We start from the raw sequence: 25,751 nt of genomic DNA on the forward strand, positions 1-25,751 counted from the left end.
TGTCGTCATCACGGCACCTCCCTCGCTGAGCATTCACTCAGCGTCTGGGGCCGAAACACCGATTAAGAAACAGTCCCTATGCGGGAGATATGGAACCTTCAGGACGGTACGCGTCGAACGTAGAGCAGCTTGTCGCCTTGCTGCACGGTGTCGATGTCAGGACCACCCACCCGGTGAAGGTGCCCACCGCGCACTACCCCGAGCACGATGTCGGACAAGTGACGTGGGGAGTCGCCGATTTCGGAGGGATGGACCTCGCGTTCGGTGATTGCCAACCCGGTTTCCGGGGTGAGGAGATCTTCGATCATCTCCACCACAGTCGGGGCTGTGGTGGACACACCGAGGAGTCGGCCCGCGGTCTCGGAGGAGACGACGACAGAGTTCGCGCCGGATTGGCGCAGCAGTTGGGTATTCTCCGATTCACGTACGGCGGCGACAATCCTGGCATCAGGGGCTATTTCCCGAGCGGTGAGCGTCACCAATACGGCGGTGTCGTCGCGGTTGGTGGCAACGACGATCGACGAGGCGCGATCGGCGCCGGCGAGTCGTAGTACATCGGATTTCGTTGCCGAACCGTGCACTGTCACCAATCCCTGCCCGATGGCTCGCTCGAGGACGACGGGGTCGGTGTCGACGACCACGATGTCGGAGGGGCGAACTCCGTCACCGAGTATCGCGGTTACCGCTGTGCGTCCTTTGGTGCCGTATCCGGCGACAATGGTGTGGTTTCGGGTGCTGCGCCTCCAGCGCTGAATCTTGAACGCTTGGCGCGAAGACTCCGTCAGTGCGGAGAGAGTAGTACCGACCAGGACGATGAGGAAGAACACCCGCAGCGGTGTGATGACGAGGACGTTGATCAGTCGTGCCTGCTCGGTGATTGGTGCGATGTCGCCGTAGCCGGTCGTCGACAGGGACACGGTGGCGTAATAGATGCAGTCGAGGAGCGACAGGTCGTCACCCTGGGTGTCGGAGTATCCGTCACGGTCGAGGTAGACCACCACGACAACCAGCGCCAGCGCGGTAAGTGCATATCCGATTCGGCGGAGGATGGCAGTGCCGGGACTGTTCTGTATTCCTGGCACGCGAAGCACACCGACCAGGGCGAAGTCGGGGCGGTCGGTGAGTGTCTCTGATCGGTTCAAACGTGACCGAAACCTGTTCCGAGAGACGCTTCCCACCTCGTTTCTATTCGGTCTGTGCGCGTAGCTTACTGGTCGCCTCAGTCTGAGCTGGGTTTTCCCACAAAGGGGGGCTTCAGCTTTCACTGACCGTGGGCAGGCCGCGGAGGGAGTAGTTCGTGCTCTCGGAGGACGCGCGCGAGGTGCGATGGATGTTCGACGGGTGCCAGGTGACCTGTCCCGCTTAGCTCGACCATCGAGACAGGGTGCTCACGGAAAACCCTGTTGACGGTCCGTCGGGGAGCGAGGGGATCATCGGTGCCCACTACGGTAGTTACCGGGGTGTGTCGGGTCCAGATGTCGATCCGGTCTCTCCCGAGTAGTGGACGTGATGGGGTGGGGTAGCAGTAGGCGCCGACGTTGCAGAACCACGTCACCAGGGCGGCGGAGGGCACGAAGTGTGGTCCGGTGATGTGTTCGAGGTAATGCTGCGCTGCATCGATGTCTGTGCTTCGGCGCCACAGGAAGCGCCGCGCCGCGCCCCAGGCGTTCCAGCCGGACCGGGAAAGCCTCTCCGGGTTCACCAGAACTGTTCCCGCAACACGTGAATGTGGTGTGGAGGAAAGGACTATGGCGGCGCCCAAGGCATGGCCTATCAGCACGATGGATCTCTCACCGAGTGCGTCGGTGACCTCGTCGAGCCAGTCGCCGTAGTGAGCCAGGTCCGCGGAGGCGGGGCGCCGAGCGGCACTCATTCCCGGTTCGCCGGGAACATCGACGACGAACACTTTGCGGGTAGAAGCGATTTCGGTGACCGCGGCTTCCATCGTTGCTGCGCTGAGCCCTGCGCCGGGGACGAGCACGACCGGTGGTAGGGGTGAGGCAGTGCCGGTTGTCAGGATCACGGTGTTACCGAGTGAGGTGTGTACTCGTCGAAGTTCCCACGGCAGTGACCATGTCAGCAGGAGTTTGCGGGCCGCTGTGTGCAGTTGCAGTTCGTCGCCGGGGCAACGAAAACCTGATTCGAGTTGCGGCGGTGTGGGTGTGCTGCTGGAGGTTTGGGGGGTGAGGTGGTTCATGGTTCTCCTGGCCGAAGGGGACAGCCTTGAGCTGTCGCCGACCAGACTTCCCGGCACACCGTGCGCCACAGTAACCGACGATCACCGAAAGTTGGGCATCCGCCACGGCAATCGAAACGCATCCGATCAACCAGCAGAACACCGAACGCAAAACGGAGGTCGCCTTCCGCCTCGATTCTAGACGGTGTGGCGTCCGAGATGCCCTCGGAGGCGTTATCTCGTGACGTCGGTGCTGTGCGTCGACCAGCGCCATCTCCGGTTTCCTTGTCTCCGCGTCCGACCCAGGCCGCGGCAGCGAGTGCAGCGACTTCGGTCGCGCCTACGTTTCGATCATCAAAGGTTTGTCCTTCGCATCGTCGGGGTTCGGTGTTGCTGCGGGGCTGTCACGGGTGGTGGTAGATGTCGGGGATCCCGTCGTTGTCGTCGTCGCGGGTCTCTCGTTCTTCGATGACCCGGTAGGTGCGGTTGCGCAGTCGGAGCACGATCGAAGCCAACACTGATGCGATGATGGTGCCGGTGAGGACCCCGATCTTCACGTGATCTCCGCGCGCGGCGTCGCTTGCGAACGCGAGTTCACCGATCAGCAACGAGACCGTGAATCCGATACCGCCGAGCATCGCGACTCCGAGTACGTCCCACCACGTCAGATCAGTGTCGAGTTCGGCTTTCGTGAACTTCGCGGTCAGGTAACTCATTCCTACGATGCCGATCACCTTCCCGATCACCAGACCGGCGACAATGCCGAGGGCGACGTGGTCGGCGAGAGTGTCGACGAATCCGGTGAGACCGCCGATGGTCACGCCTGCGGCGAAGAACGCGAACACCGGGACAGCCAGCCCGGCGGAAAGTGGCCGGATGCGGTGCTCGAAGTACTCCGCGAGCCCCGGCCCGGCATCCGGCCCGCCCGCTGCCTGGCTACGCAGTACCGGAACGGTGAATCCCAGGAGCACACCGGCGACAGTTGCATGCACTCCGGACTCGTGCACCAACCACCATGTCGCCAACGCGAGGGGAATGAGAAGCCACGGGCTGCGCACCCGCCGCTGTACTGCAAAAGCGAACGCCGCCAACGGAATCAACGCAAGTCCGAGGTAGGCGAAGCTGAGATCATCGGTGTAGAAGATCGCGATCACCGTCACTGCCAACAGATCGTCCACGACGGCCAGCGTTAGCAGGAACGTACGTAGCGCTGTCGGAAGGTGAGATCCGACGACGGCGAGGACCGCGACAGCGAACGCGATATCGGTTGCTGTCGGGATCGCCCATCCGTTCAACGCGCCGCCGCCGGCATTGATGTTGATCGCCACGAAGATGAGGGCAGGAACGATCATGCCGCCGATTGCGGCCATCACCGGAAGCGCCGCACGCCTCGGGTCGCGTAGATCACCGGCGACGAATTCGCGTTTGAGTTCGAGGCCGACGACGAAGAAGAAGATCGCCAACAATCCGTCCGCTGCCCACGCCCCTAGCGAAAGGTTCAGGTGCAGACTTGATGGGCCGACGGTGAAGTCACGCAACGAATCGTATGCATCCGACCAAGGAGTATTCGCCCAGATCAGAGCGGTGGCCGCAGCGATGAGCAGGAGGACACCACCCACGGTTTCCTTGCGGAGCACCGCGGTGACGCGTTGAGTTTCGGGCCAAGACCCGCGGGAGAACAACGGTAAACGGGAGAAAGGGGAGGTCATCACTGACTTTCCGGCCTTGCGCACCTCCCAACACATGAGGAGAGGAGATGCGCTTGGTGAACCACCCACGCAGGAGCAATTCCGGTCACAGAAGGCAAAGCGACAGCACCACGATGGACACTTCCCGCCCGAATTGCTGTGAAATCAGGTCAGGAAGGCGGGAGCTGTCAATGATGAGAAGGCGGGCAGCCGGCGAGTTTGCCGTGAGCATTCGTACCCCACCAGGTGGTGTAGCCGTTCGTCCCACCCGGGCGCAGATTTTCTTCGAAGAACATCATCGACGGCTCGTGAAACCGAGTAGATGCACCCGCTTCCTCCGTCGGGTCGCTACTCGTGATCATGGCACCGGACTCGCCACGAGGAGTCGCATACCGGATCTGCACAATGCCATTCTACCTGGCAATGGGGTGTCCACGCCCCACTGCCGCAGCTGGGCGAACGGAGGGTTCTCTGCCGACGAAGGCGAGCACTGACTTCAGACTTACGCCACCAATCGTTCGGCGGCGCCACGGCGAAAGCATCTTTTCGCATCGTCTTGGATGAACGAGCTGTTGCTACTCCTGACCCGAAACCTGTTGCTACTCCTGCCCCGAAACCCTGCGTGAACAGCGATCGGCAGCTCCTTGCGACTAGGTCATCTCTGCGAATCGTTCGACCTGAGATGTCCGGCCGGCAACGATGAGTTGATCACCTTCACGGACGATGGTGTCTTGCGTTGTGTGGGTGAATTCTCCCCCCTGATGTTTGATGGCGACGACGGTGATTCCGAACTTTGCCCGCAGGCGGCTGTCGGAGAGAGGTTGATTGATGGTCGAGGCTGGAGCGAGTGTCTTGACCATCGCGTAGTCCTCTTCGAATTCGACATAGTCGAGCATGCGGCCGGTGACAAGGTGAGCGACTCGCTCACCCATGTCGTGCTCGGGCAGCACTACATGGTGGGCTCCTACGCGTTCGAGGATCCGTCCGTGTTGTCGACTTGTCGCTTTCGCCCAGATCCTCGGAATTTCGAAGTCTGCGAGTAGCGAGGTGGTGAGAATGCTCGACTCCAGGTCGGTTCCGATGCTTACGACCGCGTGGCGGAAATCAGGTACACCGAGCTGTTCGAGCGCTTCCCGGTCGGTGGTGTCCGCGACGGCGGTGTGGGTGAGGCTTTCGGAGTAGCGCTGGACCCGACGCGGATCGGAGTCGATACCGAGTACTTCGGATCCGTGCAATACGAGTTCTCGCGCGAGCGAGCTGCCGAAGCGGCCAAGCCCGATCACGGTCACGCGCGTGCCGTGTCGTTTGTTTGTCCTAGCCGACAATGGGTCGCTCCTCCGGTAGTTCGTAACGTCGTTCGCGCTCGCGTAGGGCAAGTGCCGACGCCAGGGTTATCGGGCCGAGTCGCCCGAGGAACATCAGGGCAATCAGTACTACCTGTCCCGATGGTGGGAGATCGGCTGTGATTCCGGTGGACAGGCCGACCGTGCCGAAAGCCGAGACGACCTCGAACAAGACGGCGTCGAGATCGAAATCCGTCATGAGCAAAATGGTGAGAGTGCCGGACATTACCGCTCCGACTCCGAGCAGTGCCACCGTGATCGCCTGGCGTTGCACTGTCGCGGCGATACGGCGGCCCATGACGTGGACCGTCGGTTCGCCGCGGACCTCGGCGAAAATCACGAACGCCAACAGAGCGAATGTCGTGACCTTGATTCCGCCGGCGGTCCCTGCACTCCCACCTCCGACGAACATCAATACGTCGGTGACCAGTAGTGAAGACGGATGCATTGCTGCGACATCGACGGAGTTGAAACCGGCGGTACGCGGCGTGACCCCGTGAAAGACACCGGTCAATACCCGTCCTCCCACGCTCAGCGAACCCAGCGTGGCGGGGTTGCTCCATTCGATGGCCGTGACTGCAACGATTCCAGCGCCAGCGAGCGCCCCGTACGTGAGCAGAGTGATCTTCGTGTGAAGGGACCACCCCGGTCGTGCTCCGTTGGCGGCAATGGACCGCCGTATCGACCGAGTCACTTCGAAGATCACCGGGAAACCCAAACCGCCAAGGACGACAGCACCCATGATCGGCACCATGATCCACAGATCGGTGGCGAACCCGACAAGGCTGTCGGTGTACAGAGCGAACCCGGCATTGTTGTATGCCGAGATCGAATGGAACACACCCAAATATGTGGCTCGGGCTAACGGCTCGTCGTATCCGAACCTGAAGCGAGCGGTCAAGGCGATCGCCGTCACGAGCTCGACGAACAGGCTCAACCTGATCACCCCGATGACCACACGTCTGCTCTCGCCCAGCCGTAAGCTCTTTGTTTCTGTTTGTGCCACCAATTGCATCCGAAGGCCCATCCGGCGCGCAACGAGGAGCCCCAGCATCGACGCCAGCGTCATGATGCCCAGACCACCGACTTGGATCAGGCACAGCAGCACTACCTCACCGAAGGACGACCAGTGTGTGCCTGTGTCCACCACAATCAGTCCGGTCACACATACTGCGGACGTCGCAGTGAACAAAGCTGTAAGGGAATCGGTTCTTTCACCACTCTCGGATGCGACGGGCAGCATCAGCAGTAGAGCGCCGATCACGGTTGCGGTTCCGAATCCCGTCGCCACCAAACGCGTCGGATGGCGAGCACTGGGTATCAGACGCGAAACCCACGAAGCTGCGGCGGGCCGCATCACACTCGGCAGTCTCGTTGCGGCTGCGCTGTTCGATAAGGCGGTCGAGTAATCGGGCAGCTCGATGTCCGGATCGCGGTTTTCTCGAGGGGCTTTCGCACGCCGCTGACGATACAACAGCGACAGGACCAAGCCTCGACCTCGATTCGGCGCTGCCAGTTTTGACCACCATCGCCCCCACCGTGACCGTGCTGGGAAATCGACACGAGCCCCCCGCGTCATTCGACACAGCACTGCTCGGCGTGTTCTGGACCACGCTCGCAGCGTGGGCCCATGGCACCGCACTGGCAAGAGCTCACGGAATCGATGGCAAATCGATCGATGCCCAGCTGACAGCAATGGTGCAGCTCGCCGCAGACATCGGCCCTGGCTTCGCACGCGACGCCGACAACCGGACATATCCAGCCGATACCTCGACCATCATTTCCGCCCGTAACGACGATGCAGCACGTGACCACCGCATCGAAAGACGCCGGCGTGGACTCGTCTCTCCCCGCGGCCGTGACGGCGCTCTACGAACACGCGGCGAGCGGGCATGACACCGACTCGCCTTCTCGCGTGACCGAGGCAATGTCACCACATCATCGTTGAGCCCATCCACCAGTACCGATGGCATGTCCTTCGATACGGGGCGAGGACGTCCGCCAAGTCGGGCTCAGATATGTTGTAACGCGGCATACTGCCGGTTAAAATTCTTCGCCGATAACTTATATTGTGTCGTGCTGGAGTCCGCATATACTGCGCTGCAATGCATCTGGACTTCATGGGCGAATGCTGTCATAGGTCGGACCGCTATCATCTAAAGATTCCTCGGATCGCATTCTTGGACAGGACTATTCGTCTCCGAGTGCGGCTTGTCCAAACCTCCGGAGCCGCCGCTGTCCCGCTCCGCCTTCGATCGAGCCGAAGATGGTGAGCGTACGAACATGGCGGGTAATCGAACCAGTCGACGACCCAATGCTTCACGACATCCTCGCAGGTTGAATCCACGAGTGCGTGGCGCACAATGCCTGAGGGAAATCGTTAGGTGAGGTCGCCAGTTCTCTCGAGACTGTCGGGGTGAGTCTGGCAGGATAGGCGTTTGACCGCAGACAGGGTATGCGTCGATGCCCCGCTGACAGAAGTCGGCAGCCCTAGTGCGTCTGCGGTGATGGCTTCGTAGTCCGACTCCCGTGCTGGACCTGACAGACTGGCATCTGTGGCAGCGATACACGTGACGGTGAGCCGGTGGACGTGCAGAGGACAATGGTGGCGTGGATGGCGCCGACAGAATGGGCTCGAGCTCCACATTGAAGGTTACGGGTACACGCAGACATACGGAACGCGAGATCTCGACCGCGCTCGCATGATGGTCCTCGACTATCTCGTCACGATCGATGAACCAGCCCCGAGAGACGTGGCGATTTGTTGGACCGACAGCGGTCAGTAGTGCACCACCGGTAGTTCAGGGGATATGAGGCGCACCGCGACCGGGTGCCGGTCGTGAGTCGATGTCGGGGTCGGGCGGGTACCCGCCGGTGAAACGTGCAAGCGCCAGATCCAGAAGACCGAATTCGGCGTTACCCAACTCGCACCGGCTTTGACCTGTAGGGCACAGATCAGAGCCAGGTCGGTCTTGGGACGTCCTCATCATTGAGTCTCCCTTGCGGGCCGGGTGCAATGGGATGCGAAGACGGCCGAACTGTTTGTGATGTGTTGTTGATCGGTTGCGCTGAATCTGATCAACCCGCGTTCTGCGTTGTGAGGGCGATCGCCAACGCGGTGGGGCGGGGGATGCACGGTGATGAGAGCAGTCGCGGCGGTGGGGGAACGACTGCGTCGACGACGTTTGCCGCGATCGGCATGGTCAGGGTAGTGCTGCGAGTGCTTCGTGAAGTCCTGGGTAGGCGTTGGTGGCAGTTGGGAGACCGGCGTCGCTGTGGTGGTGGGAGTTCGGCGGCGGGGAGCGGATGTGCTAGCTGATATGCGGCCGAACGGATCACCATGCGATGCATCACTGTAGGGATCGCCGGCGCATGGTGATCCGTTCGGCGAGTTCGTTCACCGGCTCCTAGATCGGTGATTGGGGCACGTCCGGGGAGCTCTGCCACCGCATCCCACCGGAGATCCACTGATCGCGCTACTCTGCGCGCTTTGACGCTGCTGGTCGGCGCCGGAGACCGCGTCGAAAGTGAACGCGCACTGGACATCTCTCGCCGGAACCCGAACCATCTCGGGCATAAGGCCGCTCGCGTAATCCAGGGTAGCCGCCGACTTGGCACCGAAAAGTCCTGGTGGCGGAGGGGACAATGTCGACGACGACGCAGCGTTGCCCTGAGGGTTCTCCATTCCTCTTCTGAAGGATCGCGAGATATCGCCCCTCGTTCCTGCTCAGCCTTCGAATCGAGTATCCCTGGATACCAATGTATTTCGAAGGATACCAAGCTTTTCGACTTCGACTTCGACCTGATCGCCTGGTTGTAGTAGCCATTGGGGTGTGCGTGCGTAGCCGACTCCGGACGGTGTGCCCGTAGCGAGGAGGTCGCCGGGGTGCAGTGTGAAGGTTTGTGAGATGTGAGAGAGCGTGTCGCCGACTGTGTAGACCATTTCGTCGGTTCGGGCGTCCTGAACGATTTCGCCGTTGACGCGGGTTTGTATTCGCAGGCCGTCGCGCAGGTCGCCGACTTCGCTCGCAGGAACCATCGGTCCTAGTGGGCCGGATCGGTCACCGTTCTTTCCGAGTATCCACTGCGAGGTGAGTTTCTGTGCTCGCCTGCAGGTGAGATCGTTGAACGTCGAGTATCCGACGACAGCTGCAAGGGCCTGGTCGGGAGTGGCGTCGGCAAGCTTCTGCCCAACCCAGGCGACAACCTCTCCTTCCCAGTCGAGACCCTGCTCGTTGGCGGGAACGGGGACACCGGTGTCGCCGACAGTGAGGGAGTTGGGCCACCGGGCGAACAGAGTCGGATGGGCGGGTAGGGGCTCTGCGCGGTAGCTCCCCTCTGCGACGTGGGCAAGATAGTTCAGTCCGATGCAGACCACCCTCGCGCCCGGCAGGACCGGTGGAACGAACTCGATGTCGGCTACCGGCATGCACGGGCCGGTCGGAGGCGTTGCGAGCTTGCCAGCGGGATCCGACCAGAACTCTTCGAGAGTGCACACGACACTCACTTGGGCGCCGTCCTCGGACAGTTGAGCCACCTGAACTCCACGATCGGGTTGCTGAATCCCAACGATTTTCATCAGTAGCCTTTCAGGTTCGAATTAAATCTATAAACCTTCGAAGGTTTATGGTTTCATAGGACTATGCCCCACGAGACCCCAGATGGACAAGACGGACGCATGCTCCGGAGTTCTGTTGCGCCGACTGACCCGATTTCTGTGCTGTCCAAAGCAGTGGGGAGGGGGACCCGTGCCGAGCAGTTGGCGGCGGCGATCGACAGCCGGATTCGGGAGCAGAACCTGGAGCCCGGTGCACCGATCGGCACGCTGGCATCGTTTCGCGGCGAGACCGGATTTGCGTATTCGACTGTCAGCGAAGCGGTTCGACTGCTTCGTGATCGGGGAGTGCTGGAGATCCGCCAGGGGCGAGGTGGCGGCTTATTTGTCGCAGAGAGAAGCCCGGCGGTTCGCTTGCGCCATACGTTGCTGAGTGTCGCCGAGGAGGCCCCGGTCGTCGCGGATGCCATCGAGTTGCGTGATCACCTCGAAATCTTGATCGACACTGCTGCGGCTCGGCATCGAAGCAGGGCCGACATCGCCGACTTGGGGGCACACCTGAAGCGGATGGAATCCGCCCCCGACTGGGACACCTTCCTCCGAGCGAACTGGGCCTTGCACGAGCGAATCGCGACGATCGTTCCCAATGGCCTGGCGCGATCGGTCTATATCGGCACTCTGGGCCCGCTGCACGGCACGGCCACCGAGTTCGACAACGAGCGTGACGCAGCGGGCTACCGCACCGAGAGGTTTCACATTCACGTCGAACTTGTCGACGCAATCTCTGCCGGCGATGTGGCTGCAGTACATGCGGCCGTCGTGCGGCACAACACTCCAGCCTGAAAGGACGATTCATGTCCGGTGAGTTCCGCTCACATCTGTTCCCTCACGACCATCGCCGACTATCGAGTGTTCGAGGTTTGGATCCCTACGCCTATCGCGATGCGTCAAGGCGGCCTGGGACCTTTACCGGGGATCTCGTCGAGGGATGGAAGCCGCTATACCTCAACGACTTTCGAGGAGTCACCGAAAACGGCACGATCACGGACGGGCTTTACCCACTGACAGCCGTCACGCACGGTGAAGAGGCTCCGGTAGATGAAATGGTGGATGCTGCGAAAGATCTACTTGCGGAGTTGAGTGACGCCGATCGCTCCAGGATCAGTTATCCGATCGACGCTGTCGAGTGGCAGACGTGGGCGAACCCTGAGTTCATGCAGTTCGACACCGGAGTACGACTCGAGTTCCAACCGCAACGCGTTCGAGAGTTGGCCTTGCGATTGGTCGAGGCCTCGCTGAGCCCCGAAGGTTTTCGAATCGTCCGAAACATGATGCTGATTAATGGTTTTCTCGGCGAGGTTGTCGGATTGGAGACCATTCTCAACGAATTCAGTTACAACGTCGCCCTATACGGTGAACCCAGTGTCGTCTCGCCGTGGGGATGGCAATTGTACGGTCACCACTGCGCGGTCAACTGTCTGATCATCGGCGGGCGGATGGTTGTGAGTCCGGTCTTTCTCGGCGCGGAACCCAACGAGATAGACGACGGTCCCCACGCCGGCATCGAATCATTCACCGGTCGAATCGAACTCGGTATAGAACTGATGGCCGCACTCACTGACGACCAGCGGCGTGAGGCCACTGTATACGGGCTGATGAACGATCCGGCCATGCCTCCCGGGCGAGTACACCCCGGGGATGAGCGGCACCTCGCCGGAGCGTTTCAGGACAACCGAGTGATTCCCTTCGAAGGCATTCCCGTCGATCAGATGGACACGCGTGCCAGACAACTAGTGCTCGCGATCGCCGAACAGTTCGTGGCATTGTTGCCCGCGGGGCCTCGGACTGCTCGTCTGCGCGAGATCGAAGAGCACCTGGACCGGACATGGTTCTGCTGGATCGGCGGGCACCGCCCTGGGGACGTCTTCTACTACCGCATCCAATCCCCGGTCTTGATAGCCGAACTGGATCACCACTGCGGTGTCTTCCTCGACTACGACACTCCTCAGCCCTTCCATATTCACACGGTGATGCGCACTCCGCACGGCAACGATTACGGACGTTCCTACGTTCGACAGTGGCAAGAGCAGACAGAATCGTGACCTGCAGTCAGCTCCACGGAGTCGTCTCGGCCAGACACTGGATTTCGAACCTACTTCACACGTACGTCGACTTTGCCGACCGCAAAGACGTCGACGGTGCTGTGGGGCTCCTGGCTTCTACCCGGGTGAGCTTCCCCGGGATGGGTTTCGATCATCCGGACGATGCGGAGAAGTTCTTCGCAGAATTATGGAAATCATCTGTCGCACATCGCCATGACGTCAGCAACCTCGTGGTGCTCGCCGGGGCTGGCCCCCGAGTGTGGAAAGCTCACGCGCACTACACTCGGTGGGTGTTCGAACCCGACCCTCGCGTGCATACCCTCGGTGAATACACGATGGTTGTCGACGAACGAGACTGGAGCATCATCGAACTGACGGTGACCAGGACCTGGACGAGGAGTTAGTCGTGGCGAACATAGGCAGGGCCACGGTGATTCTGGATTCGATCGCCGAGAGTCGCTGGCCGATGACGCTGACAGACCTCGCCGCCCGCACCGGACTTCCACGTTCGACGGTGCACCGAGTTATTCAAGCCCTCGAACACGAGTTGTACGTCGTCCGAGTTCCGGACAGATCCGGATACATCTTGGGCCCAGGCTTACTCAAGTTCGGGATGAATGCTCACTTACGGCTACTCTCGGCCAATCGATCTCAGCTGGCAACGTTGGCTCGTACCGTCAACGAGAACGTGGAGTTGGCGATCTTCAGTGGTCGCGAGGTTGTCGTCGTCGATCAGATTGCTTCACCGGAGAGGCTCAGAGGCGTCACCAAGGTCGGCAAGAGCTTTTCGCTGCATGCGAGTTGTATCGGGAAGGCCATGCTTGCTCAGTTGCCGGAGGAGCAGGCAGTTGCGTTGTTGTCACCGGTTCTTCCGCGATTTACGGATAACACGATCACCGAACGGGCGGCGCTGCTGGCGGAACTGGCGGAGGTGCGTCGCTCCCACGTCTCCGTCGACATCGAGGAGCACGACGTAGGGATCTGCGCCGTGGCTACTGCAATGATCGGACCGACGGGCGCGCTTCAAGCGATCGCCATCGTCATTCCGTCCGGGCGGTTCAAAGCGAAGAAGGAACTCGCGGTCGAAGGTCTCAAAGTGGTGAACAGTCAGGTGGATCTGGGATTGTCGCGAGAGCAATTCTGAATGCGACTGCCTGAGAGCTTCTTCTGTGTGCTCCCGTGACTTCTGCAGATCGCGCGAATCAGTTCCCGGCTCCTACTGGGAGGTCGGGAACTGATTCGTGATCAGTGGTATCCCTACCGTCCGGTGCGTCTGTCTGCACAACAGAGTGCACAGACCGCGACCAAGCACACTGCCGCGGCACCCGCGAACGTACTGAACAATCCGACGGCTCCACCCGACGCAATGGAGGTACCGCCGATTACCGGGCCTAAGAACGCCCCGACGAATGATGTCCCGTTCGACCAACCGAGGGCAGTTGCTCGTGCCGGCAACGGGTAGATATCGGCTGTGGTTGTGTGCACCAGATTCATCGTGGAATGGCCGCCGATGCCCATCAGCGCCACACAAATCATGGTCCCCGTCAACGATGTCGGCAGATAGACCATTCCGAGAAGTCCGACGAGCGTGCACGCGCTGGTGGCTACCGCTACAACTGAGGCCCCGCGGCGGTCGGCCGCCCACGCACTGGCAAAGGAACCGACCACTGCGGCACCGGTCAGAGCAAAGGTGATCACAAGAGCAGTGTTCAGCGTGTACCCCAAGTCAATCATCGACTGCGCTGCCCACACGTTGAGTCCTTGCCACGCAACCATGTTGGCGATTGCGCATACCGCGACAACCAGTGCGATTGTGGACCCGCGGCCGGTGAACAGTGCGGCAATCTTTTGCCGACCAGACCATAAACGCCCCGCCACCTCCTGGGGAGTGTCGGTCGGGATGTCGATTATCGCGACGGCGGCGAGGATCACCAGAGCAGTGCATGCACCGATGAAGAACATCGGGCGCCATCCGAGCGCAGGAAGCACCGGAATCGCGAGCAGTGACGCGACGACGCCGCCGAGCGGGATACCTGCCATGGTGATCGTGACGACCAACGACGCCCGTGACGATGCCGCACTGTTGCGGGAGACTGTCATCGCGGTGGTGAGCGCGCCGCCCACGCCGAATCCAGTGACAAATCGACCCACGGCGAGCATGACGATGCTGATCGACGCTCCGGTGATCACGGCTCCGATCGCGAACAGTGCGATGGCAACAATGAGAACCCACTTTCGGCCGGAGCGCTCGGCAGCGAGAGGGGCCAGTACAGATCCGGCGATGGCTCCGATATAGACGAGCCCGCCGACCAGCCCGGCTTGTTGATCGGTTATGCGCAGGTACGAGTCTTCCAACAGCAACGGAATAACAGATCCGTAGACGATCAGGTTGAATCCCTCGATCACGGTGATAACCATGCACAACCCGATGACTGCGGGGTGGGATCGAGTCTCCCCACGTTCATCAGTTCGCGCGGGTGCATTGAGATGCATGTGTTGTCTCTCCAGACGGTGAGCCCGATTCGGGCGGTCGATGTGATGCGTGCCATCGTCCGATGTCGACTTCTCGGGCGTAACCGTTTAGTCCCGGAAACCGGGACAAATGGGGTGACGCGCAGCACACCTTGCCCATACCTTCAGCTCGTTGGAAAAACTCGATCCGAGGAGCTGAATCAATGGACCTGTCAGAAGTCGCCGCCCTACTAGATCCGAAGCCTTTGCAATTGGAGATGGGATACGAGCGACTGCCATCTGGAGGGCTGCACGTCGCAGTCCGTACGGATATGCACGGTTGCACCGGCGAGATGCTCGAATGGTGGGTCCGCTGGCGTTGCGACACACAGAAATACGTCTGGTGGCATCCCATCGACCACACGTACAGCAGTTGGCAGGGTAATCTCTCGGACGACACTCATATCGGCAGCGAGCACGTCGTCACCGAATACTTCTCGGGGCAGCCGGCCGATGATCTGGTCATCCAATTTCGGGATCCGTCCGAGTTCTTCGACGAAGACACCTATTCCAGAGCAAGAGAATCCGGCGCTGTGTCCGGAGTGGTTGTCGGACGATTGGGGGTCACCCACAATCCACCTCGTCTCCCGGATGGGCGCGTGCTCGGCGGCAGGCTACTGCACATCGCGCGCGATACCGAGTGGGGGATGGCCCTGCGAAGTCACTTCTTCATCGGACACGATCTCGAGGCACTTGGGCAAACCGCGGAACAGATTGCGGCGCAAGCAACTGTGGAGTTCGGTCAGGGACTCCTGCAGCACGCGTACGACGAGTTCACATTTTTGTCTCGTTTCCTGCCATCGCTCTACGTAGCCGAAAACAGGGACGTATCTCCGCCGCGAGCGCCGTGGTGACGGCAGTTGTCTCGGTGCCCGCCAGGGTCGTGCAGCCGTTTCCGGCGGCATCGAGGGTTTCGGCTCGTCCCGATTTCCGGGACCTGATCCGTGACAAAAGGAATTGACGAACCGATCCTTGTTCTCAACATCAAAGCTATTTCACCAGAACGGAATTCGCTGTGCAGAGTGTCAACGCCGAATCAACGAGGATAGCTGCTGACGTGATGATCGTCGGTTTCGGGCCGGTGGGGAAGCTTCTCGCCGTCAAACTCGCTCGGAAGGGCCACGAGGTCGTCGTCGTGGATCGAAATGAGGTCGGATACCCTCTGCCGCGTGCGGTCACCCATTGCGCCGATTTCGCGCGAATCCTGCAGTCGGTCGGGCTGGCGCCGGACACCATTCCCGAGATAACCGAGCCTTATGACGACATGTATGTGTGGCGAAACGGTGACGGGCGGACACTGGTGGAGGTCGACTGGAGTGGTAGAGGTGAATCCGGTTGGTACAACACCTATTTCTTCAGTCAGCCCGCATTGGAAGAGGCCTTGGATGCCATTGTCGCCGGGTTGTCCAACGTTCGGGTGATGAGGGGGTGGGAAGCGGTGGCATTGACGCAGAATTCGGAACTGGCAACAGTAGTCGTCCAATCCGTGGACAGCGGTAGGTGCGTCGCCGTCGATGCGCAATGGATCGTCGGTGCAGACGGGGCGAACAGTCGCGTTCGTCAATGGGCCGACATCGACTGGCACGACGAGGGGTACTTCCACGATTGGTTGGTTGTCGACGTCAAACCTGTGGGTGGAAGCAGTTTTCCGAACGTTGCCGCGCAAAATTGCGACTACCGGCGCCCTTCCACGATGGTTCCAGGTGGTCCGGGGCGCCGTCGCTGGGAATTCATGCGACTGCCGGAAGAGAGTCGAGAATCCCTTCAGCGCGAAGCCACGGCATGGGAACTGCTCGAGCCGTATGGGCTGACCCACGACAATGCAGTCCTTGAACGACACTCCGTGTACACGTTCCAGGCTTGCTGGGCGACGCGATGGCGGCAAGGACGCGTGTTGCTCGCCGGCGATTCTGCGCATCTCATGCCACCGTTCGCCGGACAGGGTCTGGGCGCTGGTGTTCGCGACGTGATGGATTTGTCGTGGAAGCTCGACGCGGTGTTGCGTTCGGCGGCGGACGACCACCTGCTCGACACATATGGAACGGAACGACTTCGGCACGCACGTGCTTTTGTGGAGTTCTCGACGGAACTAGGCCAGGTCATCTGTATGTCCGACCCGCAGCAAGCGGCTGAACGTGATGCCCGCATGATCGCGGACTGGACTGCAGGAATGAAGGCTCCTGCTCCGCCACGACCAGGGCTTGGCCCAGGGATTCATGTCGGGGCTGCCGGCGGCAGTCTGGCGCTACAAGGTCAGGTTCGAATCGGAGATGGCGAAGTGGCAAGGTTCGACGACGCGTTCGATGGGCCGGGAGCATTGATTTCACGCACATCGGCCGCGCTGAGAGATGTGCCGGAGACGACGCGAACAGCTCTGGCGGAGTTAGGGATCGACCTCGTTGCGCTCGGTGGAGACGGAGCGGCGGGCGTGACCGTTGTCGACGACGTGGACCTCACCTATATGCGCTGGCTCGATGATCAGGACGCAGATGTCGTTCTGGTCAGACCGGATTTTCACGTCTACGGCGTTGCTGAAATGCACCAGGCAACCGAGTTGGCAGCAGGTTTCCTGCACCGGTTGCGTGTACCGGAACCTGCTCGGACGCTTGCCTGACAGCGCGACCGCTACACCGACTATCGACAGGAAGTTACATGTTCAACTCAGCGACCGACGACATCGATTCGGTCGAATCATCGTCGGAACAATCCGAATCCGATCTTCGAAGAGGGCCCTTGGCAGGCATAGTTGTCGCAGACCTCACGCGCGCACTCGCGGGACCTCACGCTGCAATGATGTTCGGCGATCTGGGCGCGACGGTCATCAAGATCGAGACACCCGGTACCGGCGACGATACGCGGGGCTGGGGGCCACCTTTCATGGAACCTGCAGGTGCACAGCGAGAATCGACATACTTCTTGTCCGCGAATCGAAACAAGAAGTCAGTCGTACTCGATCTGAAATCTGAAGAGGGTCTTGCACTACTGGAATCCCTTGTCTCACGCGCCGACGTTCTGATGGAGAACTTTCGGACCGGCGTCCTCGATCGGTTGGGGCTTACAGCCGAACGACTTTCGCAGCTGAATCCGCGACTCGTCGTACTGTCCATCAGCGGATTCGGTCACGACGGACCGGAAGGCGGACGTGCGGGGTACGACCAAATCGCACAAGGCGAGGCGGGTCTGATGTCGCTGACAGGTTCGGGTCCGAACGACTTCCAAAAGGTCGGAACTCCGATAGCCGACCTACTGGCAGGGATGTACGGCGCATTCGGTGTACTCGCGGCACTGCAGGAGCGAGCGCGAACCGGCGTTGGGCAGACGGTACGAACCTCTTTGCTGGCCGGCATAGTAGGTATCCACGCCTTCCAGGGAACTCGATTCACCGTCGCCGGTGAAACTGGTAAGGCACAGGGGAATCACCATCCGTCGATCTGCCCCTACGGGCTCTTTCCGACAGCTGACGGCGTAGTTCAGATTGCGGTTGGTAGTGAAGGACTTTGGAGGCGGTTCTGCTCGGGCTTCGGGTTGGACCCAGATGCCCCCGGGATGGCAGTCAACTCCGAACGAGTTCGAAACAGTAAGGCGGTCCGCCAGCTGATCGAAGAGATTTTTTCGAAGTATGGCACGGACGAGCTGCTGCTCGAGCTGGACCGTATGGGTATTCCGGCGGGACGTGTTCGTGGAATCGACGAGGTGTACCGCTGGGAACAGACTCGTTCGCAGGGGTTGATGGTCGAAGTCGAACACGAAAGCCTAGGTCGGATAACGCTTCCAGGGCCCCCACTCCGGTTCTTCTCTGTGGACGGCATAGAGGTCACGAAGAACTGTCACTCGGCCCCACCGCTTCTCGGTGCGGACAACGCTGTTATCGCCGGTTGGCTCAGCGAAGCACGCCGATGAGACAGGCATCGATGGTTTCTGCTCTGGGGCCGAGTCGGCGCGACGCCGGCATGGTCGATGTGACGTTCGACGGCCCAATCGCGACGGTGACGATCGGCACAGGCCGTCGTCGAAACGCTTTGAACGATGATGCTTGGAAAGATCTCGCGCGTCAGATCATTGGCATCTCGACCCACGCATCGCTCGGTGTTGTCGTGCTTCGCGGCGTCAGCGACACCTTCTGCGCCGGGTCCGATGTCACCGAGTGGGTCGGTGCCCGTGCTGAGGACGTCGAGGAGTCGTTCGCGCAAATGGAGGCAGCCTTCCGCGCTATCGAGGCTTGTCCCGTTCCTGTTATCGCTCAGATTTCCGGCGTGGCAGCCGGAGCAGGCTGTCAGTTAGCACTCGCCTGCGACATTCGAGTCATGGCGACTTCCGCCAGAATCGGCATGCCTATTGCGCGTCTCGGGATTCGGCCGAGCCCGGCATTCGCGGCGCGCCTTGTCCGTGTTGTGGGACCCGCCGTGGCCGCTGAACTGCACTACACCGGACGACTTCTGCAGGGATCGGACGCAGTGACAACAGGTTTGGCGAATCGGTGTGTGACCGACGAACTGCTCGCGTCGAATGTTCGGGATTTGGTAGAGGAGATTGGTCGGCAGCCGACATCAGCCGTGCGCGCGGCGAAGGAGGCATTGATCGCTGCTACAGGTCCAGCGCCACGCCACACCCTCGGTCCTGCCGTGAATTTGCGCGACCTCCAACTTGGCATCGCGAAAATTCTGCACACTTGAGCGCTCGATTCTGCTGTCTAGGTGTATTACACCGCACTTTCCTGTTGCTCAATTCTGCGATGACTTCGCCGTGTCTGCAGATGAGGTTGGCTAGGCTTCGCCGCCTCCTCACTGACGCCATACACCGCCGACGCCTGGCGCCGAACCATCGGCAGCGCGAACGAGATTGCAAGAGCGCGACTATTGGGCGTTGCAGTCGGCGGAGCTGATCACCTCGCACCGGTCCATCGACAGCCGAATCGGTAACGCGTCGCGCGGGGTTCGTATCGCAACCTATTTAGTTTTCGATCGAGATTCGGATAATGTCGAAACTTGTCGCGCCGGAGCGGGGGATCATAGATGGGTGTCATCGAGGTGTCGTGAAACTCCATGAAGTGAAACTGATCAAGCTTCCATGGAGTTAGTCCGGCACATGATCCGTATGCCACTGCACACCAGTGTATTACAGTTCTTTGAACCTTAGATGAGTAGATCTTGGCTGCCGCGGTCTGTTGATGTTCGGTAGGCGCCTGTTTGCAGAGTTGAAGCATTCGCGATCGGTGCCGTAGTGCGGATCATGAATTCAATGTCTGGCTGTGCGGTGCATTCGACACCAACGGTGCACCGTTGGTGGTGGAGCACCCTGGGCGACTTGTTTCAGGTTCTTTCTTGTGGCTATGCCGGACGCGCCTGACGGTTAGTACTCGAGTCGTAGATCGTGATCCTGACGGCTGTTGGGCGGCTTCATCTTCTGCGTGACATCACATGAGACGTGCGCTGAGCCGCGGCGCAGCGCGTATAGGCTCTCCTGATGGACATCGTTGGCACACATTTTGGGACCACCGACTGGTCACTGGTCCCCGCTTCGGAGCATGCGGGTGACTCCGGGAGCGCGACCTGGCGCACGTGTGAATTCGGTTCTGTGCGAGTTCGGATGGTGGAGTACAGCCCCGGCTACGTAGCCGATCACTGGTGCAGTCGGGGCCATATCCTGCTGGTCCTGGAAGGGACGCTCACCACTGAGCTGGCGAACGGCGAGGTCGTCACGATCAAAGCGGGCAGCAGCTACCAGGTCGGAGACAAGATGGAGCCGCACCGCTCAAGCACTCAGGATGGCGCCCGTCTATTCGTTGTCGACTGATGGTCCTATAGCGGGGTCGCGCAGGGCGTCTCGTGCGAGCGCTGCCAGGGGTGGTCCCGCGCTGCCGAAAGGTTGGGGCGCAGTTCCATCCTGTCGATCCGCCGGGCAGATGGCTCCGTTGCTGGGCGACAGCCAGACTCCGACGCAACAGCGACGGGCGTCGTCCGGAGCGGTGATCGGCAAGGATCATGGCAGGAGGTCGAGGTAGCGGGAACGGGCTTTCATGGCGTGGATGAGCAGTTCGTTTCCGCTGTCGAAGCGCAGGACGACTAGTTCGAGGAGGCGGCCGTCGGGGTCGAAGCCCAGCCGTAATTGGCGCGCGGGGTTGTCGTCGTCCAGATCTGCGATATACACGTGGTGCTCTGCCGCGTAGATCCCGGCCACTTCGGTGATTCCGTGGTTGCGTGCGGATTTATGTGCCTTCACGCGACCTGGGTCCAGGCGCGCACTGCTTCCCGGATCGCTTCGGATCGGGAGACGTGTTCCTGTTCTGCGCGCGCGTTCAACGCTTCGAGCAGTGCGGCGTCCATACGGACGGGCACTACTGCCCCAGGGCCGGCGCCGACGGTGGGCCGGCCGCGTTTGCGTAACTTTTCGACGTCGTAGCCGGTCTCGGCTTCGTTTGCCCATTCTTCGATCATGTTGTCGGTGACAGGCTGTCCGTTGATCGTTTCGTCAGTCATGGATATTAGTGTAATACGAAATTCTCTCGATCAGTGACGTTTCTGGATTCCGCTGCAGGTCGTCACACGCCCGCGCTCTACATGTCCGGATACCTCGGCGGGATCCAAGATTTCTGGGCGAAAATGCACGATAGCCAATGGCTGGCTTGTAGACAGACTTTGCGGTTGACCATAGACCATATCTGCAAATGTGAGTGGGTGAAGCTTTGAGGAGACGGGCCTTTCGGCGAACCATGCCACGACGTCGGTTTCAGGCTCCGAGAGTCCGGACGACATGGTGTGCATCGTGGCCCACCCCACGTAGGGACGCGGACGAGAGGCTTCGCTGCCATTCCAGCCCCACGTACCCGAGCCCTGGGTGTGTGGTGGACAGCCCTTTCTTGTGTCTGGGGCGACCGGTGTCGGTGAGGGCCCCGAGTTCTGTGAGGTAGTCCAGGTTGGGGGTGTATCCCGTGGCGAGGATGACCGCGTCGACGGTTGTTGTGGTGCCGTCGGGCCAGAAGGCTTGGTTTCCTTCGAGTTTGGTGAACATGGCACGGCGTTCCGGTGTGCCGGCGGTGAGCGCTGCGCGGTAGCGGCCGGTATCGAACACCGGCGACGTCGGTGGGCGCGAGAGAAGATGCCCGATCGGGAGGGTATCGATTCCGGTGTACTTGAACCAGAAGTGCATGTCGCGACGTAGAGGGCGTTGCGGGGCGAATGTCACGGGGTTCCGGCTGGCCAGGATCACATCGGCGGATTCGGCGAGCTCGGCAGCGATCTGTACTGCGGAGTTCCCGGCTCCGACGACGATGACGTTCCGCCCCGTGTAGGTGGTGGGTTCGCGGTAGTCGGCGGCGTGCACAACAGTCCCGGTGAAGGCATCGAGCCCCTTCAGTGCGGGAATGTGTGGAGTGCCGAATCCTCCTGTGGCGGCGATGATTCGAGGGGCAGTGAAGACGGATCCGCTGTCAGTCCGGACGGTGAACTGGCCCTCGCTGGTGGTGACCGTGTCGGCTCGCTCGTTGACGTGGAAATCCACATCGAGAGTCTTCGCGTAACGCCGGAGATAGTCGACGACTTCGTCGCGGCCGGGATAGCGGTCACCGTCGCCGCCGAACGGTAGACCGGGGAGGGAGCTGTACTTCGCTGGGGAGAACAGGGTGAGGCTGTCGTAGTACTGCGGCCAGGATCCGACGGGCTCGCTACCAGCTTCGATGATCGCGGTGTCGAGCCGCTGGCGGCGCAGATGATGGGCTACGGCCAGACCGGACTGACCGCCCCCGACGACGATCGCGTCGTAGTACGTCATGAGAGTTTCTCTTTCGGTCAGGAAGTGATCGGAATCGTTGTGGTGGCGCGGAGGGCGGGGACGGTTGCTGCGCTGATCACAGCGCCGACCAGTGCGATCGCTCCAAGGACGAGATACGCGCGGGCGTAGCTCCCGGTCCAGGTGGAAAGCACGGTACCGGCCCACGGAGCCAACGCCATGACGATGACGATCGGTGCGGACATCAGCCCGTTGAGGCGCCCGTAGTGTTCGCCGCCCCAGCGGTCGGTGATGGCGGTGGCCTGGATCAGGGTGAAGATGCCGCGGACCAGTCCGGCGCCGACGGCGATGCCGATCAACGTCGCCGCCGAGCTCGCCAGACCTAACCACGCGGTGCTCAGACCGGCAACGACGATGACCGATACCGTGCGCACGCGGACACTGGTCTTCGCTGCGAGCGGTAGGTAGAAGATGCGGCCGATGACCTGGCCGGCGCCGCCCAGCCCGAGCGTGAGTGCGGCGAGGCTGGGACTGAAACCGCGTTCGATCAGTAGCGGTACGAGGTTGAAGACGCCGGCGGATGCGGCGAAAGCGGCTGCAGCGAGGGCGACGAGCAGAGCAAGGAATGGGATGCTGCGGGAGGTGCGGTGGTAGTCGCCGGGCTGCGCGTGGGGCAGGCGGATGGGGTCGGGCCACCCGCCACGCAAACCCCAGATGTGTCCGGGGATGGTGATCACAGCCAGTATGACGGCGAGGACCAGGTAGGTTGTGCGCCAATCGAATCGATCGGCCAGAGCGACAGACAGTGGCGCGAAAACGGTACTGGCCAGACCCGCGGCGAGGGTGAGAATCATCAGTGCTTTGACGTAGTTGTCGCCGTACCAGCGGGTCAGGGCGGCGAAGGCCGGTGGATACAGCACCGCGCCCATCGCGATTCCGGCGAACACCCACCCTGCGAAAAACAGAGGGAGGGTGTGAGCTGTCGCGATGAGCACCAGTGCGGGTACAGCGAGGACGGATCCGGCGGTCATGATCCAGCGGGGCCCGTGGCGATCGAGGATCCGTCCGACAGGGATGCCGACGACGGCGGCGACGAGTTGGCTGACTGAGAACGCCGCCACAATCACCGAGGTCGACCACCCGGTATCGCGGGAAATGGCTACCGACAGAACAGGAAACGCGTAGTACAGGATTCCCCAGCTGGTGATTTCGGTCAGACACAGCGCCACCAGGACCCGCCGCAGCCCCGACGGGTCGAGGCTGACGGGGCGCTGCGGCGGATCCTCGATGGTCGTCATCGGCTGTGCCTTATCCGCAGGAGTTGGAACTACCGGAGGGGCTGGACAGCGAGATCAGCTCCGGAGCGGGTGCTGCGCAGCAACCACCCTCGGATTCCGCGGTGTCGGGTTCATCGAAAACACCTGCGCCGCCGCAGACTCCGGTTTCCGGGAGGATCAACTCCACCCGAGCAGCAGCCTCGTGGTCACCGGCAAGTTCTGCGGCGATGCTGCGAACCTGCTCGTACCCGGTCATCGCTAGGAACGTCGGCGCACGGCCGTAGCTCTTCATTCCCGCCAGGTACACGCCGGGTTCGGGGTGGCGAAGTTCTTTCGCGCCGTGCGGATACACGGTGCCGCAGGAGTGGACGTTCGGGTCGATCAGCGGTGCCAGCTGCGTCGGTGCCTGCAGGACGGGGTCGAGGCCCAGTCGGATTTCCGAGAGCCAGGACAGGTCGGGGCGGAATCCGGTCAAGGTGACGACGTTGTCGACGTTCTCGATCCGGGTGCCGGCATCGGACACCAGTGCGAGCTGACCCTTGTCGGCGGATTCGACGGCTGCGGTGCGGAAACCGGTGATCACGGTGAGAAGTCCGTCGTCGACGGCCTTCTTCGCGCGTAGTCCGAGGGCGCCGCGGGCGGGCAGCTCGTCCGATTCGCCGCCGCCGAACGCGGAACCGATAGCGCCGCGGCGAACCGCCCACGTGATGCGGGTTCCCGGGGCTTCTGCCTCGAGGCCGGCTAGCGCGACGATCGCGGTCAATGCGGAATGGCCGCTACCTGCGATGACAGTGTGCTTGCCAGCGAACCGAGCACGGACCGCCTCGTCGTCGAGATCAGGCACACGGTAGGTGATCGCGGATCCGGCAGCCCTCTCGCCGAGGGCGGGCAGTCCTTCCCCACCGAGCGGGTTCGGGGTGCCCCAAGTGCCGGACGCATCGACGACTGCCTGAGCGAAGACGCGGTCCTCACTGCCATCGGCGCGGCGCAGGTGAATGGAGAGAGGTTCGGTATCGCGGCCGGCGTCGACGACCAGGTCGCGGCCACGTCGGGCGACACCGATCACCTCGGTACCAAACTGCACGGCATCACCGAGGGCAGCGGCGAGGGGTTCGAGGTAGAGCTGCCGCCACTGCTGTCCGGTCGGATACGCATCCCCGTCGGGGGCGCTCCACCCGTTCTGCTCGAGGAGGAGACGGGCAGCCGGGTCGACCAGCTCTGACCAGCGGGAGAAGAGCCGGACATGATTCCATTCGGCGATCGCCGCACCGGCGACGGCGCCTCGCTCGAACACCAGCGGCGTGAGTCCTCGTTCGCACAGTTGCGCGGCGGCGGCGAGGCCGATCGGTCCGGCTCCGATCACGACAACGGGTAGTTCGCTCATCACAAATTCCTTTCATCGACAACAATCGATCTTTAATTCGAACTGTATCGACATCGGTCGATGAATGCAACCATCGATGAAGGTCGATATAGTGTGTGCATGACATCGCTGCAGACCCCGACGGTGCGCGTCGGCGATTCGGACCCAGGTGCGGTCGACTCGAATGTGCTCGAGCAAGCTGACGCCGTGACCTACGCGCAGTGGTTCGCGTGCCTGGCCGAACCGATGCGGGTGCGGCTGCTGCATCGCGTCGCGAGCGCAGCTGGCGGGATCACGATCGGGGCTCTCGCCGAGGCGTTGGGGATCGGGCAGCCCACGGTCTCCCACCATGTGCGCAAGCTCGCCGACGTGGGATTCGTCAGCCTGCGCAAAGAGGGGACCAGCACCGTTGTCGCGATGAATCCGACGTGCTGCGTCGCGTTGCCGCAGGCCGCCGACATCGTGATGGGAGTGCTCGCCCCGCGGCCGTGCTGCCCGAGCGACCTTCCCGACGACGTCACCGTCCGGACCATGTCCGATGACGACTGGGACGCCGTTCTGCGGATCTACGGCGAAGGCATCGCCACGCGCAACGCCACTTTCACCACCGAAGTCCCCAGCCGGGAGTACCTCGATGCGCAGTGGCTACCGAATCACCGCTGGGTCGCCACCATCGACGATGTCGTCGTCGGCTGGGCTGCCCTGAGTTCGGTGTCCGGGCGGGACTGCTACCGCGGAGTCGCCGAGAACTCCGTCTATGTCGCCGACGGGATGCGCGGACGGGGTGTCGGAAAAGCGTTGCTACGCAAGCAAGTCATGGCAGCCGACGCAGACGGACTCTGGACCCTGCAGACGTCGATCTTCCCCGAAAACCGCGCCTCCGTCTCCCTGCATCACTCGGCAGGTTTTCGCACCATCGGGATCCGGGAAAAGATCGCTCAACTCGACGGTATCTGGCGCGACACAGTCCTGCTCGAACGGCGATCAGTGGCTGATCCAACCTGAGTTCCC

At 61.5% G+C, this 25,751-nt stretch carries 24 protein-coding genes and 1 pseudogene; 12 read left to right on the forward strand and 13 right to left on the reverse strand.

Annotation, left to right across the window (positions count from 1 at the left end; translation table 11 throughout):
• Window positions 1-98 precede the first annotated feature (98 nt).
• The 5 genes from R4P65_RS30890 to R4P65_RS30910 all read right to left on the reverse strand — a co-directional run bounded on the left by R4P65_RS30890 (window position 99) and on the right by R4P65_RS30910 (window position 6,501).
• Window positions 99-1,142: a potassium channel family protein gene (locus R4P65_RS30890; protein WP_411742609.1), complete on the reverse strand. Its 1,044-nt coding sequence runs from the start codon at window positions 1,140-1,142 to the stop codon at window positions 99-101.
• 119 nt (window positions 1,143-1,261) lie between these two features.
• Window positions 1,262-2,197, reverse strand: coding sequence for an alpha/beta hydrolase (locus R4P65_RS30895; protein ID WP_317829355.1), 936 nt, complete (start codon window positions 2,195-2,197; stop codon window positions 1,262-1,264).
• Between the two features lie 383 nt (window positions 2,198-2,580).
• The gene (gene nhaA / locus R4P65_RS30900; RefSeq protein WP_317829356.1) at window positions 2,581-3,885 is read right to left on the reverse strand and encodes a Na+/H+ antiporter NhaA; all 1,305 of its coding nucleotides are present in this window, start codon (window positions 3,883-3,885) and stop codon (window positions 2,581-2,583) included.
• A 629-nt stretch (window positions 3,886-4,514) separates the two neighbouring features.
• Window positions 4,515-5,153, reverse strand: a complete 639-nt coding sequence (locus R4P65_RS30905; RefSeq protein ID WP_317829357.1) for a TrkA family potassium uptake protein — start codon at window positions 5,151-5,153, stop codon at window positions 4,515-4,517.
• A gap of 25 nt (window positions 5,154-5,178) precedes the next feature.
• Window positions 5,179-6,501 carry a TrkH family potassium uptake protein gene (locus R4P65_RS30910; RefSeq protein WP_411742610.1) on the reverse strand — a complete coding sequence of 441 codons (1,323 nt, stop codon included), beginning with the start codon at window positions 6,499-6,501 and terminating at the stop codon, window positions 5,179-5,181.
• On the opposite strand from R4P65_RS30910, the pseudogene R4P65_RS33290 reads away from it, so the two are divergent.
• Window positions 6,435-6,983 (forward strand): annotated as a pseudogene (locus R4P65_RS33290) (hypothetical protein); the annotation flags it as partial. The gene R4P65_RS30910 and the pseudogene R4P65_RS33290 sit on opposite strands and share 67 nt — an antisense overlap.
• Before the next feature lie 22 nt (window positions 6,984-7,005).
• A complete protein-coding gene (locus R4P65_RS33295) occupies window positions 7,006-7,155 on the forward strand; it encodes a hypothetical protein (RefSeq protein ID WP_411742611.1) in 150 nt (49 codons plus the stop codon).
• 1,130 nt (window positions 7,156-8,285) lie between these two features.
• Here the strand turns inward: R4P65_RS33295 and R4P65_RS30925 are convergent.
• Both R4P65_RS30925 and R4P65_RS30930 read right to left on the reverse strand, forming a co-directional pair.
• The gene (locus R4P65_RS30925; RefSeq protein WP_317829359.1) at window positions 8,286-8,408 is read right to left on the reverse strand and encodes a hypothetical protein; all 123 of its coding nucleotides are present in this window, start codon (window positions 8,406-8,408) and stop codon (window positions 8,286-8,288) included.
• A 526-nt stretch (window positions 8,409-8,934) separates the two neighbouring features.
• The gene (locus tag R4P65_RS30930; protein ID WP_317829360.1) at window positions 8,935-9,786 is read right to left on the reverse strand and encodes a fumarylacetoacetate hydrolase family protein; all 852 of its coding nucleotides are present in this window, start codon (window positions 9,784-9,786) and stop codon (window positions 8,935-8,937) included.
• A gap of 63 nt (window positions 9,787-9,849) precedes the next feature.
• Between R4P65_RS30930 and R4P65_RS30935 the strand changes: the two genes are divergently transcribed.
• Genes R4P65_RS30935 through R4P65_RS30950 form a run of 4 tightly spaced genes read left to right on the forward strand, consistent with a single transcriptional unit; the run spans window position 9,850 to window position 13,008 of the window.
• Window positions 9,850-10,605 (forward strand): FadR/GntR family transcriptional regulator, encoded by a 756-nt coding sequence (locus R4P65_RS30935; protein ID WP_317829361.1) that lies wholly within the window; start codon window positions 9,850-9,852, stop codon window positions 10,603-10,605.
• A gap of 11 nt (window positions 10,606-10,616) precedes the next feature.
• Window positions 10,617-11,864 (forward strand): DUF3500 domain-containing protein, encoded by a 1,248-nt coding sequence (locus tag R4P65_RS30940; protein WP_317829362.1) that lies wholly within the window; start codon window positions 10,617-10,619, stop codon window positions 11,862-11,864.
• Window positions 11,861-12,268: a hypothetical protein gene (locus R4P65_RS30945; RefSeq protein WP_317829363.1), complete on the forward strand. Its 408-nt coding sequence runs from the start codon at window positions 11,861-11,863 to the stop codon at window positions 12,266-12,268. The genes R4P65_RS30940 and R4P65_RS30945 overlap by 4 nt, the downstream gene beginning before the upstream one ends.
• A 2-nt stretch (window positions 12,269-12,270) precedes the next feature.
• The gene (locus R4P65_RS30950) at window positions 12,271-13,008 is read left to right on the forward strand and encodes an IclR family transcriptional regulator (RefSeq protein ID WP_317829364.1); all 738 of its coding nucleotides are present in this window, start codon (window positions 12,271-12,273) and stop codon (window positions 13,006-13,008) included.
• 113 nt (window positions 13,009-13,121) lie between these two features.
• Here R4P65_RS30950 and R4P65_RS30955 read toward each other — a convergent pair whose 3' ends face one another.
• Window positions 13,122-14,270 (reverse strand): MFS transporter, encoded by a 1,149-nt coding sequence (locus R4P65_RS30955; RefSeq protein WP_317829365.1) that lies wholly within the window; start codon window positions 14,268-14,270, stop codon window positions 13,122-13,124.
• A 269-nt stretch (window positions 14,271-14,539) separates the two neighbouring features.
• On the opposite strand from R4P65_RS30955, the gene R4P65_RS30960 reads away from it, so the two are divergent.
• The 5 genes from R4P65_RS30960 to R4P65_RS30980 all read left to right on the forward strand — a co-directional run bounded on the left by R4P65_RS30960 (window position 14,540) and on the right by R4P65_RS30980 (window position 20,168).
• Entirely contained in the window at window positions 14,540-15,229 is a 690-nt protein-coding gene (locus R4P65_RS30960) for a DAPG hydrolase family protein (protein ID WP_317829366.1), read from the forward strand.
• Between the two features lie 161 nt (window positions 15,230-15,390).
• Window positions 15,391-16,989 (forward strand): bifunctional 3-(3-hydroxy-phenyl)propionate/3-hydroxycinnamic acid hydroxylase, encoded by a 1,599-nt coding sequence (locus R4P65_RS30965; RefSeq protein ID WP_317829367.1) that lies wholly within the window; start codon window positions 15,391-15,393, stop codon window positions 16,987-16,989.
• A gap of 38 nt (window positions 16,990-17,027) precedes the next feature.
• Complete coding sequence (locus tag R4P65_RS30970) at window positions 17,028-18,275, forward strand: CoA transferase (RefSeq protein ID WP_317829368.1); 1,248 nt, start codon at window positions 17,028-17,030, stop codon at window positions 18,273-18,275.
• Window positions 18,276-18,286: 11 nt separating this feature from the next.
• A complete protein-coding gene (locus R4P65_RS30975; protein ID WP_317829369.1) occupies window positions 18,287-19,048 on the forward strand; it encodes an enoyl-CoA hydratase/isomerase family protein in 762 nt (253 codons plus the stop codon).
• Between the two features lie 790 nt (window positions 19,049-19,838).
• Window positions 19,839-20,168 carry a DHCW motif cupin fold protein gene (locus tag R4P65_RS30980; RefSeq protein ID WP_317829370.1) on the forward strand — a complete coding sequence of 110 codons (330 nt, stop codon included), beginning with the start codon at window positions 19,839-19,841 and terminating at the stop codon, window positions 20,166-20,168.
• A gap of 186 nt (window positions 20,169-20,354) precedes the next feature.
• Here R4P65_RS30980 and R4P65_RS30985 read toward each other — a convergent pair whose 3' ends face one another.
• The 5 genes from R4P65_RS30985 to R4P65_RS31005 form a co-directional block, all read right to left on the reverse strand.
• Window positions 20,355-20,594: a toxin gene (locus tag R4P65_RS30985; protein WP_317829371.1), complete on the reverse strand. Its 240-nt coding sequence runs from the start codon at window positions 20,592-20,594 to the stop codon at window positions 20,355-20,357.
• The gene (locus tag R4P65_RS30990) at window positions 20,591-20,851 is read right to left on the reverse strand and encodes a ribbon-helix-helix domain-containing protein (RefSeq protein ID WP_317829372.1); all 261 of its coding nucleotides are present in this window, start codon (window positions 20,849-20,851) and stop codon (window positions 20,591-20,593) included. The genes R4P65_RS30985 and R4P65_RS30990 overlap by 4 nt, the downstream gene beginning before the upstream one ends.
• Before the next feature lie 250 nt (window positions 20,852-21,101).
• Window positions 21,102-22,142, reverse strand: coding sequence for an NAD(P)/FAD-dependent oxidoreductase (locus R4P65_RS30995; RefSeq protein WP_317829373.1), 1,041 nt, complete (start codon window positions 22,140-22,142; stop codon window positions 21,102-21,104).
• 17 nt (window positions 22,143-22,159) lie between these two features.
• Window positions 22,160-23,398 carry an MFS transporter gene (locus R4P65_RS31000; RefSeq protein ID WP_317829374.1) on the reverse strand — a complete coding sequence of 413 codons (1,239 nt, stop codon included), beginning with the start codon at window positions 23,396-23,398 and terminating at the stop codon, window positions 22,160-22,162.
• Between the two features lie 10 nt (window positions 23,399-23,408).
• Entirely contained in the window at window positions 23,409-24,761 is a 1,353-nt protein-coding gene (locus R4P65_RS31005) for an NAD(P)-binding protein (RefSeq protein ID WP_317829375.1), read from the reverse strand.
• A 99-nt stretch (window positions 24,762-24,860) separates the two neighbouring features.
• On the opposite strand from R4P65_RS31005, the gene R4P65_RS31010 reads away from it, so the two are divergent.
• Window positions 24,861-25,745, forward strand: a complete 885-nt coding sequence (locus R4P65_RS31010; RefSeq protein WP_317829376.1) for a metalloregulator ArsR/SmtB family transcription factor — start codon at window positions 24,861-24,863, stop codon at window positions 25,743-25,745.
• Window positions 25,746-25,751 lie beyond the last annotated feature (6 nt).

Origin of the sequence: Rhodococcus sp. IEGM 1318 (assembly GCF_033142465.1) — a bacterium.
Lineage (GTDB): Bacteria > Actinomycetota > Actinomycetes > Mycobacteriales > Mycobacteriaceae > Rhodococcus_F > Rhodococcus_F qingshengii_B.